This is a genomic window from Streptomyces sp. NPDC014889 (assembly GCF_043081205.1).
GTDB lineage: Bacteria > Actinomycetota > Actinomycetes > Streptomycetales > Streptomycetaceae > Streptomyces.
In genome coordinates, this window is record NZ_JBIBWH010000005.1 from 434,967 (window position 1) to 450,596 (window position 15,630).

13 protein-coding genes are annotated in these 15,630 nt (G+C 72.5%); 8 read left to right on the top strand and 5 right to left on the bottom strand.

What is annotated here, in order from left to right:
- Positions 1 to 145: 145 nt before the first annotated feature.
- Complete coding sequence (locus ACF09J_RS12535; RefSeq protein ID WP_392305427.1) at positions 146 to 1,081, bottom strand: FAD-dependent oxidoreductase; 936 nt, start codon at positions 1,079 to 1,081, stop codon at positions 146 to 148.
- Positions 1,082 to 1,216: 135 nt separating this feature from the next.
- Between ACF09J_RS12535 and ACF09J_RS12540 the strand changes: the two genes are divergently transcribed.
- On the top strand, positions 1,217 to 2,857 hold the full coding sequence (locus ACF09J_RS12540) for an ABC-F family ATP-binding cassette domain-containing protein (protein WP_392305369.1): 1,641 nt from the start codon (positions 1,217 to 1,219) through the stop codon (positions 2,855 to 2,857).
- Positions 2,858 to 3,291: 434 nt separating this feature from the next.
- On the opposite strand, the gene ACF09J_RS12545 is transcribed toward ACF09J_RS12540, so the two are convergent.
- Positions 3,292 to 5,655 carry a Tex family protein gene (locus ACF09J_RS12545; RefSeq protein ID WP_392305370.1) on the bottom strand — a complete coding sequence of 788 codons (2,364 nt, stop codon included), beginning with the start codon at positions 5,653 to 5,655 and terminating at the stop codon, positions 3,292 to 3,294.
- A gap of 163 nt (positions 5,656 to 5,818) precedes the next feature.
- Positions 5,819 to 6,565: an enoyl-CoA hydratase/isomerase family protein gene (locus ACF09J_RS12550; protein WP_392305371.1), complete on the bottom strand. Its 747-nt coding sequence runs from the start codon at positions 6,563 to 6,565 to the stop codon at positions 5,819 to 5,821.
- 122 nt (positions 6,566 to 6,687) lie between these two features.
- Here ACF09J_RS12550 and ACF09J_RS12555 point away from each other — a divergent pair, with 122 nt between their 5' ends.
- Both ACF09J_RS12555 and ACF09J_RS12560 read left to right on the top strand, forming a co-directional pair.
- The gene (locus ACF09J_RS12555; protein WP_392305372.1) at positions 6,688 to 7,266 is read left to right on the top strand and encodes an HdeD family acid-resistance protein; all 579 of its coding nucleotides are present in this window, start codon (positions 6,688 to 6,690) and stop codon (positions 7,264 to 7,266) included.
- Positions 7,267 to 7,505: 239 nt separating this feature from the next.
- On the top strand, positions 7,506 to 8,015 hold the full coding sequence (locus tag ACF09J_RS12560; protein WP_392305428.1) for an ATP-binding protein: 510 nt from the start codon (positions 7,506 to 7,508) through the stop codon (positions 8,013 to 8,015).
- A 27-nt stretch (positions 8,016 to 8,042) separates the two neighbouring features.
- On the opposite strand, the gene idi is transcribed toward ACF09J_RS12560, so the two are convergent.
- Both idi and ACF09J_RS12570 read right to left on the bottom strand, forming a co-directional pair.
- Positions 8,043 to 8,633 carry an isopentenyl-diphosphate Delta-isomerase gene (gene idi / locus ACF09J_RS12565; protein ID WP_392305373.1) on the bottom strand — a complete coding sequence of 197 codons (591 nt, stop codon included), beginning with the start codon at positions 8,631 to 8,633 and terminating at the stop codon, positions 8,043 to 8,045.
- Positions 8,634 to 8,903: 270 nt separating this feature from the next.
- Positions 8,904 to 9,842: a cation diffusion facilitator family transporter gene (locus tag ACF09J_RS12570; RefSeq protein WP_392305374.1), complete on the bottom strand. Its 939-nt coding sequence runs from the start codon at positions 9,840 to 9,842 to the stop codon at positions 8,904 to 8,906.
- 460 nt (positions 9,843 to 10,302) lie between these two features.
- On the opposite strand from ACF09J_RS12570, the gene ACF09J_RS12575 reads away from it, so the two are divergent.
- Genes ACF09J_RS12575 through ACF09J_RS12595 form a run of 5 tightly spaced genes read left to right on the top strand, consistent with a single transcriptional unit; the run spans position 10,303 to position 15,565 of the window.
- The gene (locus tag ACF09J_RS12575; RefSeq protein WP_392305375.1) at positions 10,303 to 12,111 is read left to right on the top strand and encodes a DUF5941 domain-containing protein; all 1,809 of its coding nucleotides are present in this window, start codon (positions 10,303 to 10,305) and stop codon (positions 12,109 to 12,111) included.
- Positions 12,108 to 12,860: a sugar phosphate nucleotidyltransferase gene (locus ACF09J_RS12580; protein WP_392305376.1), complete on the top strand. Its 753-nt coding sequence runs from the start codon at positions 12,108 to 12,110 to the stop codon at positions 12,858 to 12,860. Before ACF09J_RS12575 ends, ACF09J_RS12580 begins: the two co-directional genes overlap by 4 nt.
- Positions 12,848 to 13,909 (top strand): iron-containing alcohol dehydrogenase family protein, encoded by a 1,062-nt coding sequence (locus ACF09J_RS12585; protein WP_392305377.1) that lies wholly within the window; start codon positions 12,848 to 12,850, stop codon positions 13,907 to 13,909. Before ACF09J_RS12580 ends, ACF09J_RS12585 begins: the two co-directional genes overlap by 13 nt.
- Complete coding sequence (locus ACF09J_RS12590; RefSeq protein ID WP_392305378.1) at positions 13,887 to 14,666, top strand: CDP-alcohol phosphatidyltransferase family protein; 780 nt, start codon at positions 13,887 to 13,889, stop codon at positions 14,664 to 14,666. Before ACF09J_RS12585 ends, ACF09J_RS12590 begins: the two co-directional genes overlap by 23 nt.
- Before the next feature lie 14 nt (positions 14,667 to 14,680).
- Positions 14,681 to 15,565, top strand: a complete 885-nt coding sequence (locus tag ACF09J_RS12595) for a glycosyltransferase family 2 protein (protein WP_392305429.1) — start codon at positions 14,681 to 14,683, stop codon at positions 15,563 to 15,565.
- Positions 15,566 to 15,630: the final 65 nt, after the last annotated feature.

Genomic DNA, 15,630 nt, shown 5'->3' on the forward strand with positions numbered 1-15,630 from the left:
GTTCGGAGCCTATTGAGTGCCGACGGCCACAGACGTGTCCATGCCCACCCCTGTCACACGATCGCCATTCGGCCGTCATGAGCCGACCATGCTCAGGGGCCTTTCGAGCCACACCCACGGACCGGACTGGCCGGAACGCACCCGCTCAGACGGCCGGGTACACCAGCCCGGCCGCCCGGCGCGCACACCCCCAGGCCACGGTGACCCCGGCCCCGCCGTGCCCGTAGTTGTGCACCAGCACCCGCCCGCCCGGCAGCTCCTCGCACTCCAGCCGCACCGCGTGCCGGACCGGCCGCAGCCCCACCCGGTGCCCCAGCACCCGCGCCCCGGCGATCTCCGGCCGGAGGGCCGCGCACCGCTCGACGATCCGCTCGGCCACCGCCGGATCGGGCACAGGCGACCAGTCGTCCTCCTCGGCCGTGCCGCCGAGGACGAGCCCGCCAGGCTGCGGGAAGAGATAGGTGGAGGCATCCGAGGCGGGGTCGACGGACGTCAGCCACGTCGTGATCCCCGGGTTCTCCACGACGACGAGCTGACCGCGCACGGGACGCACCGCGGGATCGGGCACGAGCTCACGGGCGCCGAGGCCGGTGCAGTTCACGACGACCGGCGCGTCGACCGCCGCCAGATCCGTCACCACCCGCTCCTCCACGACCCCGCCCGCCCCGGTCAACCGCTCGCGCAGCCATGGCAGATGAGCCGGCATGTCGATCAGCGGAAGCCGCGCCCACAGCGCCGTGCCCGCCGCCCACTCCCCGGCGTGCGCCGGGCGCAGAGAGGGCACCCGCGCCGCCCACGGCCCCAGCGCATCCAGCCGCGTCCCGGCGTGCACCCCCTCGACCAGGCGTACGCCCGTCTCGTCGGGACGCGCCGCCAACTCCTCGTACACGGCCAGGGATTCGAGCGACCACTCCCCGACGAGCGACTCCGGCTCGATCCGGTACGGCCACCACAGCGCCCCGGCGACCGCCGACGTCGTGCGCTCGGCCGGCTCACGCGTCCACACCCGCACCCGCAGGCCGCGCTCGGCCAGCACGACGGCCGTCGTCAGCCCGATGACGCCGCCGCCGACCACCACCACCTCGAAACCCGGCCCACTGTTCACGCAGCGCACGGTAGCGGAAGGCGCACACCGTGCCCATCCCGGCCCCCGGCCGGCACCGGCTCGCACGGGACGCCGGGGCGCCGGGGCGCCGCCATTAGGATCGGTCCTCTGATGACTGCCACCCTCGTTGCCAAGAACCTCGCCGCCGGGCACGGCGACCGCGCGCTGTTCGCCGGACTGGACCTCGTCGTCGCGCCCGGGGACGTGATCGGGCTGGTCGGCGCCAACGGCGCGGGCAAGTCCACGCTGCTCAGGATGCTCGCCGGGCTGAGCACCCCGGAACAGGGCGAGGTCACCCTGTCCCCGCCGGCGGCGAGCGTCGGGCACCTTCCCCAGGAGCCGGAACGCAAGCCCGGCGAGACCGTACGGGAGTTCCTCGCCCGGCGCACCGGGGTGGCCGCGGCCCAGCGGGCCATGGACGAGGCCACGCAGGCCCTCGTCGAGGGCGCGCCGGGCGCGGACGACGCCTACGCGAGCAGCCTGGAGCGGTGGCTCGGCCTCGGCGGCGCCGACCTCGACGAACGCGCCGAGGAGGTCGCGGACTCGCTCGGCCTGGCCGTCGGTCTCGACCAGCCCATGACGTCCCTCTCGGGAGGCCAGGCGGCCCGCGCGGGACTCGCCTCACTGCTGCTGTCCCGCTACGACGTCTTCCTGCTCGACGAGCCGACCAACGACCTCGACCTGGCCGGCCTGGAGCGCCTGGAGCGGTTCGTGACCGGCCTGCGCGCCGGGACGGTCGTCGTCAGCCACGACCGCGAGTTCCTCACCCGCACCGTCACCAAGGTCCTCGAACTCGACCTCGCCCAGGGGCGGATCAACCTCTACGGCGGCGGATACGCGGCCTACCTGGAGGAGCGGGAGGTGGCCCGCCGGCACGCCCGCGAGGACTACGAGGAGTACGCCGACAAGAGGGCCGCCCTCCAGGACCGGGCCCAGATGCAGCGCACGTGGATGGACAAGGGCGTGAAGAACGCCCGGCGCAAGGCGGGCGGCGACAACGACAAGATCGGCCGCAAGTTCCGCAGCGAGGCCAGTGAGAAGCAGGCCGCGAAGGCCCGCCAGACCCAGCGCATGATCGAACGGCTGGAGGTCGTCGAGGAGCCCCGCAAGGAGTGGGACCTGCGCATGGAGATCGCGTCGGCCCCGCGGTCGGGCGCGGTCGTCGCCACGCTCCGGGACGCGGAGGTGCGCCGGGGCGGCTTCGTGCTGGGCCCGCTGTCCCTGCAGATCGACTGGGCGGACCGGGTGGCGGTCACGGGCGCCAACGGCGCGGGCAAGTCGACGCTGCTGGCCGCGCTGCTGGGGCGGGTCCCGGTGGACGCCGGGCACGCGGCCCTGGGCTCCGGCGTGCTGGTCGGCGAGGTCGACCAGGCCCGCCGCGTCTTCCACGGCGCCGAGTGCCTGCTGGACGCCTTCTGCGCGGCGGTGCCGGACACCGAGCCGGTTCAGGCGCGGACACTGCTCGCCAAGTTCGGTCTCAAGGCGGACCATGTGACGCGTCCCGCCGCGACGCTCTCCCCGGGCGAGCGGACCCGGGCCGCGCTCGCCCTCCTCCAGGGCAGGGGCGTCAACCTCCTGGTCCTGGACGAGCCCACCAACCACCTGGATCTGCCGGCCATCGAGCAACTGGAGTCGGCACTGGACTCCTACGAGGGCACTCTGCTGCTGGTCACCCACGACCGCCGCATGCTCGACGCGGTCCGCGTCACCCGCCGACTGGAGGTCTCCGCGGGCAAGGTGACGGAGCGCTAGGCGTTTCCCGCCTCGGCGGGACCCGCGGTGAACCGTCCGGCACGGGGTCTTACACTCGGTCACCGTTGCCCAGCGGAACGAAACCGCAGATCGGAAGGCATGGTCACCCATGTTCCAAGACGCCCCCATTTATCACCAACTCGTAGCCGAGCGAGGCGACGTGCCCGCGAGCGTGCGCGACGCGGCCACGGCCATACACAGGCAGCTCGAGGACGTGATGCGAACGGGGCACCCCAGCGCCGCCTTCACCCCGGGCCCGCCGCCCCCGGGCGCGAACCCACGCCCGCACTCCGAACTCCCCCCGGGGCAGCACCCGCCGCGATAGTCCCGCCTGGCTCGGAGCGGTCAACCGACCTCAGCCGCCGGCCGAGTTGACGTGATCCGGCCCGGAGCCGCCCGAAGGCGGGTCCGGGCCGTGCCGTCGGCGGCGCGCGTCACTTCCGGTCGAGGAGGCCCGCGCGGCGGAGGGCGTCCGCCATGGCGCTGTTGGCGGGCGGGGGTGCCTGGCGGGAACCGCCGCCTCCACCGCCGCCACGGCCCTGGCGCTGCTGCGGCGGGCGCCCTCCGCGTCGGCGCCGGTCGCCGCCGTCGCCCTGACCCTGGCGGTCCTGCGCCGCCGCCTCGTCGTCCAGACGCAGCGTCAGCGAGATCCGCTTGCGCGGGATGTCGACGTCCAGCACCTTCACCTTGACGATGTCACCGGGCTTGACGACATCGCGCGGATCCTTCACGAACTGCTTCGACATCGCCGAGACGTGCACCAGACCGTCCTGATGGACGCCGACGTCGACGAACGCGCCGAAGGCCGCCACGTTCGTCACCACGCCCTCCAGGACCATCCCGGACGACAGGTCGGAGATCTTCTCGACGCCCTCCTTGAAGGTGGCCGTCCTGAACGCGGGCCGCGGGTCGCGCCCCGGCTTCTCCAGCTCCCGCAGGATGTCGGTCACCGTCGGCAGACCGAACGTGTCGTCCACGAAGTCGGCCGCCCTGAGCGAGCGCAGCACCCCGGTGTTGCCGACGAGCGAGGCCACCTCCTGGCCCGTGGTCTTCACCATCCGGCGGACCACGGGGTAGGACTCGGGGTGCACGCTGGAGGCGTCCAGCGGGTCGTCGCCGCCGCGGATCCGCAGGAAGCCCGCGCACTGCTCGTAGGCCTTCGGACCCAGCCGCGAGACGTTCTTCAACTGCGCCCGGGAGGTGAACGGCCCGTTGGCGTCCCGGTGCGCCACGATGTTCTCCGCGAGCGACGAGGTCACGCCGGAGACCCGCGCGAGCAGCGGCACGGACGCGGTGTTCACGTCCACGCCGACGCCGTTCACACAGTCCTCGACCACCGCGTCCAGCGAGCGGGACAGCTTCACCTCGGACAGGTCGTGCTGGTACTGGCCGACACCGATCGACTTGGGGTCGATCTTGACCAGTTCGGCCAGCGGGTCCTGGAGCCGGCGGGCGATGGAGACCGCGCCGCGCAGGGAGACGTCCATGTCGGGCAGCTCCCGCGAGGCGTACGCCGACGCCGAGTACACCGACGCGCCCGCCTCCGACACCATCACCTTGGTGAGCTTCAGCTCCGGGTGCCCGGCGATGACGTCGGCGGCCAGCTTGTCGGTCTCCCGGGACGCGGTGCCGTTGCCGATCGCGATCAGCTCGACCGCGTGCTCCTTGGCCAGCCGGGCCAGCTTGGCGACGGCCTCGTCCCACCGGTTGGCCGGGACGTGCGGGTGGACGACGTCGGTGGCGACGACCTTGCCGGTCGCGTCGACCACGGCGACCTTCACGCCCGTACGGAACCCGGGGTCGAGACCGAGGGTCGAGCGGGTGCCGGCCGGCGCGGCGAGCAGCAGGTCGCGCAGGTTGGCCGCGAACACGTTCACCGCCTCGTCCTCCGCGGCCGTACGCAGCCGCAGCCGCAGGTCGATGCCCAGGTGGACGAGGATCCGGGTGCGCCAGGCCCAGCGGACCGTGTCCTGGAGCCACTTGTCGGCGGCCCGGCCGCGGTCGGCGATCCCGAACCGGTAGGCCACGATCCCCTCGTACGAGGACGGGCCGTCCGTCTGCTCCTCCGGCTCCAGGACGAGGTCCAGGACCTCTTCCTTCTCCCCGCGCAGCATCGCCAGGATGCGGTGCGAGGGCAGCTCGGTGAACGGCTCGGCGAAGTCGAAGTAGTCGGCGAACTTGGCGCCCGCCTCCTCCTTGCCCTCCCGGACCTTGGCGGCCAGCCGCCCGCGCACCCACATGCGCTCGCGCAGCTCGCCGATCAGGTCGGCGTCCTCCGAGAACCGCTCGGTGAGGATCGCCCGCGCGCCGTCCAGGGCCGCCTGCGGATCGGCGACGCCCTTGTCCGCGTCGACGAAGGCGGCCGCCGCCGCGAGCGGCTCCACGGACGGATCGCCGAGCAGCCCCTCGGCCAGCGGCTCCAGGCCTGCCTCCCGGGCGATCTGCGCCTTGGTCCGCCGCTTCGGCTTGTACGGCAGGTAGACGTCCTCCAGCCGCGCCTTGGTCTCGGCGCCGCGGATCCGCGCCTCCAGTTCCTCGGTGAGCTTGCCCTGCTCGCGCACCGACTCCAGGATCGCCGTCCGCCGCTCCTCCAGTTCCCGCAGATAGCGCAGCCGCTCCTCGACGGTGCGCAGTTGCGCGTCGTCGAGCATCTCGGTCGCTTCCTTGCGGTAGCGGGCGATGAAGGGCACCGTCGAACCGCCGTCCAGCAGTTCCACGGCGGCCTTGACCTGCCGCTCCCGTACGCCGAGCTCCTCGGCGATCCTGCCCTCGATGGACGCTGTGAGGGGTGTCGTCACGATCCCGTACCGCCTTCTCCACTCCGGTGTGCGCCGCAATTGTGGCAGGCCCCGCCGACAACCGGGCCGCAGGGCGGCGCCCGGCGAGGCGGATTCCCGTCGCCCCGCGTCCCGTCGGGGACCGGACGCGGCATGGCGGGAAAGGTGGGACACCCGTCATTGCCTACCGGGGGCTCCAGGTGAACCGGGGGGCCCGGCGCTCCAGGAACGCGGCGACGCCCTCCGCGGTGTCGCCGCTCGCGCCCGCCTGCTCGGTCCAGTGGGCGTCGCGGTCCGTGCGGCCGTCCGCGAACTCCTTCGCCGCGGCCTGCGTCAGCTGCGAGCGTGCGGCGAGGATCCCGGTGAACTCCGCGACGCGCTTGTCGAGTTCGCCCTCGGACAGCACCTCGTCGACCAGGCCGGTGCGCAGCGCGCGCTCCGCGTCGATCAACTCGCCCGAGAAAAGCAGGTACTTGGCGGTCGCCGGGCCCACCAGGGAGACCAGCCGGCGGGTGGCGGAGGCGGGGTAGACGATGCCCAGCTTGGCCGGCGTCACCCCGAACACCGCCCCTGCCTCGGCGAACCGCAGGTCGCAGGCCGCCGCGAGCTGGGCGCCGCCGCCCACGCAGTGCCCGCGCACCGCCGCCAGTGTCGGCTTGGGGAACGCGGCGAGCGCCTCCTCGGCCTCCCCCGCGAGCCGCTGCGCCTTCCGCGGCGAGCCGCGCAGTGTGGAGATGTCGGCGCCGGCGCAGAACGTCTCGCCCGATCCCGTCAGCACCAGCGCCCGCACGCCCGGATCGGCCGCGAGGCCGTCCAGGAGCGGCGGCAGCGCGCGCCACATCGCGGCGGTCATCGCGTTGCGCTTGGCCGGGTGGTGGACCACGACGGTGGCCACCGCGCCGGTGACGTCGTGCAGCAACTGCGGCTCCATGCGCCGGATGCTATCCGCCCGTCCGAGCGTTTGATCAAGAAGGGTCGGGGGACAGGTACGACACAGCGGCAAACGGAACAAAAGGTGGAAACGAGGGCTCGCGCGGCTGTGAGGAGGCGCCGATGGCCAGGTTCACCAAGCCCCGCAGTGAGACGGCGAGGATGCGCCGAGGCTTCGCCTGGCTCGCCGGACTCGGGGTGCTCCTGGTGGTCGCCGGTCTCGTCGGACTCGTCTACACGGCCGCCGTCACGCTGACCTCCATGCTCCTGTTCGGCTGGCTGCTGCTGATCGGCGGTGTCGTCGGGCTGCTGCACGCGGTCCAGGCGCGCGGTTCGAGCTTCTTCTGGCTCGGCGTCATCGTGGCCGCCCTGAACATCGCGGCGGGCGTGGTGGTCATCGGACACCCGCACGCGACCGCCGCCGCGCTCACCATGTTCGCCGCGCTGCTGTTCCTCACCGGGGGCCTGTTCCGGGTGGTCGGCAGCGTCGTGGTGCGCGGCCCCCAGTTCGGCTGGACGCTCCTGCTGGGCGCCTTCTACCTGCTGCTGGGCATCCTGGTGCTGGGCTCCTGGCCGAGCAGCAGTCAGTACGTCATCGGCGCGTTCTTCTCCCTCGCCCTGCTCTTCGACGGCCTCGGCCTGATCGCGACCGGCTTCGGCGGCCGCCGCATCGTCGGCATGGTCTCCGACCGGACCGCGTGACCCCACTGGCGACCCGTCCCGGGGGGCCGAGCGCGTGGGCCCATGGACCGTACAACCCGAAGAGTTCGCGATGTCGGCGCGGACGGGACAGGAACAGTCCCGTCCGGGGCAGATTCGTACGCCAACGGTCACAAGGCGCTTGAAACACGCTGACTTGTGTTCAGTCCTTGGGCTGAGCGCGGTGCGTTACCAACACTCGACGTGTGGTGACAATCGAGCGCGAGGGTGGCGACCGGACGATGGACAACCACGGGCGCGGGTACGGCTCACGCCCAGAAGGCGGCGCAGGGGCACCTCTCCACGGCGTACCGCTGGATCCGCTGCCGTACGAGGGAGTCTGGCGGTTCACCGCGCCCGCCGTCGACGCCTCCGTCCCGCAGGCCCGGCACGCGGTCCGGGATCTGCTGCTGCGCCAGGGCGTCCCGGTCTCGGACGACCTGGTCCACGGGCTGCTGCTGATCGTGTCCGAGCTGGTCACGAACGCCGTGCGGCACGCGGCGCTGCTCTCGCCGATGCTCGCCGTGGAGGTCGCGGTCGGCGCGGAGTGGGTGCGGGTGTCCGTGGAGGACAACCACCCCTACCGCCCGACCGCCCTGGAGGCCGACCACGGGCGCACCGGCGGGCGCGGGCTGCTCCTGGTCCGCGAGATCGCGCGGGAGGCCGGCGGGGTCTGCGACGTCGAGCACACCGCGAGCGGCGGCAAGGTGATCTGGGCCGCCCTGCCGCTCAAACCCGGGCACCGGGTCTGACAGCGCCCGCGGGGCTGTCCGTGGACCTCACCAGCCGGCGGGACCCGTCAGTTCCCTGATTGCGGGGCGGGCCGCGTCCAGCACGGTCGGGAACCAGACGGAGAAGGTGTCCTCCTTCTGCCGCTCCGCCAGCTCGGTGGGCGTCACGAACGCCGTGGCGGCGATCTCGTCCGGATCCGACCGCAGCGGGGACTGCACCAGGCCGACGAAGAGGTGGTTGTACTCCTGTTCCACCAGGCCCGAGTCCGGGTCCGGGTGGTGGTAGCGGACCGTGCCCGCCTCGGCCAGCAGCGACGGGGAGATCCCCAGCTCCTCGTACGTGCGCCGGGCCGCCGCCGCCATGGGCGCCTCACCGGGGTAGGGGTGGCCGCAGCAGCTGTTGGACCACACACCGGGGGAGTGGTACTTGCCCAGGGCCCGCTGCTGCAGCAGCAGCCGGCCGCGGTTGTCGAACAGGAACACGGAGAAGGCGCGGTGCAGCCGTCCCGGTGGCTGGTGGGCGGACAGCTTCTCGGCGGTGCCGACCGTCACGCCGTCCTCGTCGACCAGTTCCAGCAAGATCGCGTCCGCGGCACCGTTCGACGAGCTGTGCTTCGCGGTGGCAGGTGTGGTCGGCATACCCATCCTTCACTTCGGTCCTCGAGTCCCAAGTCTGCCGTACGAAACCGGCACTCCCGGCACTTCCCGGCATCCGCATGTCCTGCGGGCGCCGCGGTCGGCGGCTCGGCAGCCGCCGGGCACCGTAGGTGATCGTGCCCGGCCGGGTACACCCGGAACCGTCCGGGCACCCCCGCGGCGAGGACACGGGCGCACACCGGCCCGCGCGGACCGGCGCGAGCGCCGTGCGCGCCGGGCACCCTGTCGGTCAAGGCCGCGGGGAGGGCGCCGTCAGTGGCACAGGCGGGCCTCGTGCTCCGCGTGCCCGCTCGGTTCGAGCTGGAAGGTGCAGTGCTCCACGTCGAAGTGGTCCCCGAGGCAGCCCTGGAGCTCGTGCAGCAGCTTCTCGTGGCCGATGGCGCTGAGCGCGTCGGAACGGACGACCACGTGCGCGGAGAGCACCGGCAGACCCGAGGTGATCGTCCAGGCGTGCAGGTCGTGTACGTCCGCCACGCCCTCGAGCGCCAAGATGTGCGCCCGCACCTCGTCCATGTCGACGTTCTTCGGGGCCGCCTCCAGCAGCACGTCGAGGGTCTCGCGCAGCAGCCGGAAGGTGCGCGGCACGATCAGCAGGCCGATGGCGAGGGAGGCGACGGGGTCGGCGGCCTGCCAGCCGGTGAGAAGGATCACCGCCGCCGAGACCATGACGGCCACCGAGCCGAGCGCGTCCGCGGCCACCTCCAGGAAGGCGCCGCGCACGTTCAGGCTCTCCTTCTGGCCGCGCATCAGCAGCATCAGGGAGACCGAGTTCGCCACCAGGCCGATCGCGCCGAACACGAGCATCAGAGCGCCGTGGGTGGGGGCCGGGGTGAGGAACCGCTGGACCGCCTCGTAGAGCACATAGCTGCCGACGCCGAGCAGCAGCAGGCAGTTGGCGAGCGCGGCGAGGATCTCCGCACGGGCGTAGCCGAAGGTGCGGTTCCCGCTCGGCGGGCGGTTGGCGAAGTGGATGGCCAGCAGCGCCATGCCGAGGCCGAGGGCGTCGGTGGCCATGTGGGCGGCGTCCGCGATCAGCGCCAGCGAGTCCGCGAGCAGGCCGCCGACGATCTCCACCACCATCACGGTGAGTGTGATCGACAGCGCGATGCGCAGCGTGCCGCGGTGCGCTGCGCCGGCCGTGCCGCCCGCTCCCGCGCCGTGCGCGTGCCCGTGGTCGTGACCGGCCCCCATGGGATGACCGCCCTTTCCGTATTGCGTCCGGGATCACAGTCAACTACGGGCGGGGGGTATGGGGCAACGCGGCACTGAACACCGTTGTCATGTGCCCTGAACTGCGCAAACGCATCGCAGGTCAGGGTACGCGACGGCGCCGCGGCGCACGGCGGTGGCGGCGGGACGGCGGGCCCGGCGGGCGAGGCCCGAGGCGGTCTCCTCCCCGTGGCGCGGGGCCGGATGTGACGAATGCCCGCTCTGGTGCGGAGTTTGTGGCCCGGCGGCCGGATCACCCATGATGATCGCGGTGCAGGCTGCCGCCGGACCGGGTCCGTCGGGCCGGTGAACGGGCGGTGAACGAGGGCTTCCCGCCATCCGATAGCCTCTGCCGACATGCCGCCCGGGCGCCACAGGCAGGCGGCAGACCCATATGCACATGACCGGCGCGGACGCGTCGGCACCCAGGGAGTGAGTTCGGTTGTCGACCGCCATCCTGACCGGTCAGCCGGTCCCCGGATCGTCGCTCGAGGGCGATCTGCGGTCCCTCGGATTCGACGTGCGGGTCGCCTCCGACGGCACCGACGCCGAGACGCTGCTCGCCCAGGTGCCCGGTGACCAGCGGGTCGCCATCGTCGACGCCCGCTTCGTCGGTCACCTGCACGCGCTGCGCCTGGGCCTGACCGACCCCCGCTTCCCGCTCGCCGCCGTCCCCGGCGCGGTGACCGCACGCCCGGCCGGCCGTCAGGCGCTGATCCGCGCGATGGCCCGCGAGAACTCGGTCGGCGGCCACACCGCCGTCGCGGTCGCCGGCCTCGCCGACCGGATCTCCGCCGCCCTGGACGCCGACGGCTCCGACGTGCACCGCCCGGTGCTCGGCAGTCTCGTCGCCGCCGTGCCCCAGGATCCCCAGACCCGCAACGAGGCACGCCAGTCCGTCGCCGCCGTCGACGACGAGGCCGTCCGCCTGAAGTCGGCCGTCAAGGCCCGCGACGGCTTCTTCACCACCTTCTTCATCAGCCCGTACTCGCGCTACGTCGCCCGCTGGTGCGCCCGCCGCGGCCTGACCCCGAACCAGGTCACCACGGCCTCCCTGCTCACCGCGCTCATAGCCGCGAGCTGCGCCGCCACCGGCACCCGCGCCGGCTTCGTCGCGGCCGGCGTGCTGCTGATCGCGTCGTTCGTGCTGGACTGCGCCGACGGCCAGCTGGCCCGCTACTCGCTCCAGTACTCCACCCTCGGAGCCTGGCTCGACGCCACCTTCGACCGGGCCAAGGAGTACGCCTACTACGCCGGCCTCGCGCTGGGCGCCGCCCGCGGCGGCGACGACGTCTGGGCCTTGGCCCTGGCCGCCATGGTCCTCCAGACCTGCCGGCACGTGGTCGACTTCTCGTTCAACGAGGCGAATCACGACGCGACCGCCAACACCAGCCCCACCGCCGCCCTCTCCGACAAGCTCGACAGCGTCGGCTGGACGGTCTGGCTGCGCCGGATAATCGTCCTGCCGATCGGTGAGCGCTGGGCGATGATCGCGGTCCTGACGGCGGTCACGACCCCCAGGATCACGTTCTACGTCCTGCTCGTCGGCTGCGCCCTGGCGGCGTCGTACACGACGGCGGGCCGCGTCCTGCGGTCCGTGACGCGCAAGGCACGGCGCACCGACAGGGCGGGGCAGGCCCTGGCGGACCTCGCGGACAACGGCCCGATCGCGGGCTTCGTCGCCGGACTGCGTGATCCCAACGCGCGCTGGTACCTCGACTACCCGCTCCTGCGCGCCCTGGTCGGCGCAGCCTTCCTTGCCGGGAGCCTGTACGACGGCGACCGCTGGATGCCTTTCGTGGGCGCCTGCTTCTACGTCGTCTTCTCGGGACTGGCCCTCTCCCAGCCGTTGAAGGGCCCCCTCGACTGGCTCGTCCCCCCGCTGTTCCGCGCCGCCGAGTACGGCACCGTGCTGGTGCTGGCGGCCAGAGCGGACGTGAACGGAGCACTTCCCGCAGCTTTCGGCCTGGTGGCGGCCGTCGCCTACCATCACTACGACAAGGTGTACCGCATCCGCGGCAACGCCGGCGCGCCGCCGGCCTGGCTGGTGCGCGCACTCGGGGGGCAGGAGGGGCGGACGCTGCTCCTCACCCTGCTCGCCGCGCTGCTCACCGCCGCGCAGTTCAAGGTCGCGCTCACGGTTCTCGCCGTGGCCGTCGCCCTGCTGGTGCTCGTCGAGAGCATCCGCTTCTGGGTGGCCTCTCATCTGGGGGGTACGCCCGCCGTACACGACGAAGGAGAACCCGCATGATCGGCCTCGTGCTGGCGGCCGGCGCCGGACGGCGTCTGCGCCCCTACACCGACACCCTGCCCAAGGCGCTGGTGCCGGTGGGGCCCGACGGCGCGGAGGACGGCCCCACGGTCCTTGACCTCACCCTCGCCAACTTCGCCGAGGTCGGCCTGACCGAGGCCGCGATCATCGTCGGCTACCGCAAGGAGGCCGTGTACGAGCGCAAGGCGGCCCTGGAGAAGACGTACGGCCTGAAGCTCACCCTGATCGACAACGACAAGGCCGAGGAGTGGAACAACGCCTACTCCCTGTGGTGCGGACGTGACGCGCTCAAGGACGGCGTGATCCTCGCCAACGGCGACACCGTGCACCCGGTCTCCGTCGAGAAGGCCCTGCTCGCCGCCCGCGGCGACGGCAAGAGGATCATCCTCGCCCTGGACACGGTGAAGTCGCTGGCCGACGAGGAGATGAAGGTCGTCGCCGACCCCGAGCAGGGCGTGCGCAGGATCACCAAGCTCATGGACCCGGCCGAGGCCACCGGCGAGTACATCGGCGTCACCCTGATCGAGGGCGACGCCGCCCCCGAGCTGGCGGACGCGCTGAAGGCCACCTTCGAGCGGGACCCGCAGCTCTACTACGAGGACGGCTACCAGGAGCTCGTCAACCGCGGCTTCAGGATCGACGTGGAGCCGATCGGCGACGTCAAGTGGGTCGAGATCGACAACCACGACGACCTCGCCAAGGGCCGGGGGATCGCGTGCCTGTACTGAGCCGGCTCATCCCGTCGCCGGTCGTGGTGGAGATCCGCCGCGGAGCCCTCGACGACCTGGCGAGTGTGCTCGCGGACGAGCGCATCTCGCACTCCGGCAGGCTCGCCGTCGCCGTCAGCAACGGCTCCGGCGCCCGGCTGCGTGAGCGGATCGCCCCCTCGCTGCCCGGCGCCACCTGGTACGAGGTCGGCGGCGGCACCCTCGACGACGCCGTCCGGCTGGCCGGCGAGATGAAGGCCGGCCGCTACGACGCGGTCGTGGGCCTGGGCGGCGGCAAGATCATCGACTGTGCCAAGTTCGCCGCCGCGCGCGTCGGGCTGCCCCTGGTCGCCGTGCCCACGAACCTCTCGCACGACGGCCTGTGCTCCCCGGTCGCCACCCTGGACAACGACGCGGGCCGCGGCTCGTACGGTGTGCCGAACCCGATCGCCGTCCTCATCGACCTGGACGTGATCCGCGACGCCCCGCCGCGCTTCGTGCGCTCCGGCATCGGCGACGCCGTCTCCAACATCTCCGCCGTCGCGGACTGGGAACTGTCCCACCGTGTCACCGGTGAGAAGATCGACGGCCTGGCCGCGGCCATGGCCCGCCAGGCGGGCGAGGCAGTGCTGCGGCATCCGGGCGGCATCGGCGACAACGACTTCCTCCAGGTCCTTGCCGAGGCCCTGGTGCTCACCGGGGTCGCCATGTCGATCTCCGGCGACTCGCGGCCCGCCTCCGGCGCCTGCCACGAGATCAACCACGGCTTCGACCTGCTGTTCCCGAAGCGGGCCGCGAGCCACGGTGAGCAGTGCGGGCTGGGCGCGGCCTTCGCGATGTACCTGCGCGGGGCCCACGAGGAGTCCGCCGACATGGCCGAGGTGCTGCGTCGGCACGGACTGCCGGTACTGCCGAAGGACATCGGCTTCACGGTGGACGAGTTCGTCCGGGTCGTCGAGTTCGCCCCGGAGACCCGGCCCGGCCGCTACACGATCCTCGAACACCTCGACCTCAAGACCGACCAGATCAAGGACATCTACGCCGACTATGTCAAGGCCATCGGTAGCTGAACTGAGACCGGTCGTCCATCCGGCAGGGGTGAAGGACCGGCGCAGCGGAGAGCACTGGGCGGGACGCCTCTACATGCGTGAGGTGTCCCTGCGGGTGGACCGCTACCTGGTGGGCACCAGGGTCACGCCCAACCAGCTCACGTACCTGATGACCGTCTTCGGCGTCCTCGCGGCCCCGGCCCTGCTGGTGCCGGGGATCGCGGGCGCCGTGCTCGGTGTGCTGATGGTCCAGCTGTACTTGCTGCTGGACTGCGTCGACGGCGAGATCGCCCGCTGGAAGCAGCAGTTCTCGCTGGGCGGGGTCTACCTGGACCGGGTCGGGGCCTATCTCACCGACGCCGCCGTCCTGGTCGGGCTCGGGCTGCGCGCCGCCGACCTGTGGGGGTCCGGGCGGATCGACTGGCTGTGGGCCTTCCTGGGCACCCTGGCCGCCCTCGGCGCGATCCTGATCAAGGCCGAGACCGACCTCGTCGGCGTGGCCCGCCACCAGGCCGGGCTGCCGCCGGTAAAGGAGAGCGCCGCCGAGCCCCGTTCCTCCGGCATGGCGCTGGCCCGCCGGGCCGCGGCGGCGCTCAAGTTCCACCGGCTGATCCTCGGGATCGAGGCGTCCCTGCTGATCCTGGTCCTCGCGATCGCCGACACGGTCAGGGGCGACCTGTTCTTCACCCGGCTCGGCACGGCCGTGCTCGCCGGTATCGCGCTGCTGCAGACCCTGCTGCACCTGGTGTCCGTCCTCGTCTCCAGCAGGCTGAGGTGAGCGGCGTGACCTCTGTGAACACTCCGCTCAAGGTCGGCGCCGTCGTCATCACCATGGGCAACCGGCCCGAGGAACTGCGGGCCCTGCTCGACTCGGTCGCCAAGCAGGACGGCGACCGTGTCGAGGTGGTCGTCGTGGGCAACGGCTCGCCCGTCCCGGACCTCCCCGAGGGCGTCCGGACCATCGAGCTGGAGGAGAACCTCGGCATCCCCGGCGGCCGCAACGTCGGCATCGAGGCCTTCGGCCCGGCCGGCCGGGACGTCGACATCCTGCTCTTCCTCGACGACGACGGCCTGCTCGCCCGGAACGACACCGCCGAGCTGTGCCGGCAGGCCTTCGCCGCCGACGACCGGCTCGGCATCGTCAGCTTCCGCATCGCCGACCCCGACACCGGCGTCACCCAGCGGCGCCACGTCCCGCGGCTGCGTGCCGCCGACCCGATGCGCTCCTCCCGGGTGACCACCTTCCTCGGTGGCGCCAACGCCGTACGCACCCGCGTCTTCGCGGAAGTCGGCGGCCTGCCGGACGAGTTCTTCTACGCCCACGAGGAAACCGACCTGGCATGGCGGGCCCTCGACGCGGGCTGGATGATCGACTACCGGTCCGACATGGTGCTGTACCACCCGACGACCGCGCCGTCGCGGCACGCGGTGTACCACCGCATGGTCGCCCGCAACCGGGTGTGGCTGGCCCGCCGCAACCTGCCCGTGCCGCTCGTCCCGGTCTATCTGGGGGTGTGGCTGCTGCTCACCCTCGCCCGCCGCCCCTCGCGTCCGGCCCTGAAGGCGTGGTTCGGCGGTTTCCGGGAGGGCTGGACCACCTCCTGCGGGCCGCGACGGCCCATGAAGTGGCGTACGGTGTGGCGACTCACCCGGCTGGGCCGGCCACCGGTCATCTGAGAAGCTCTTACCAAGCTCTTTCCCTGGGAGCACCGGCCCGCCCGGCCGCTGCTTCAGCCAGGCCC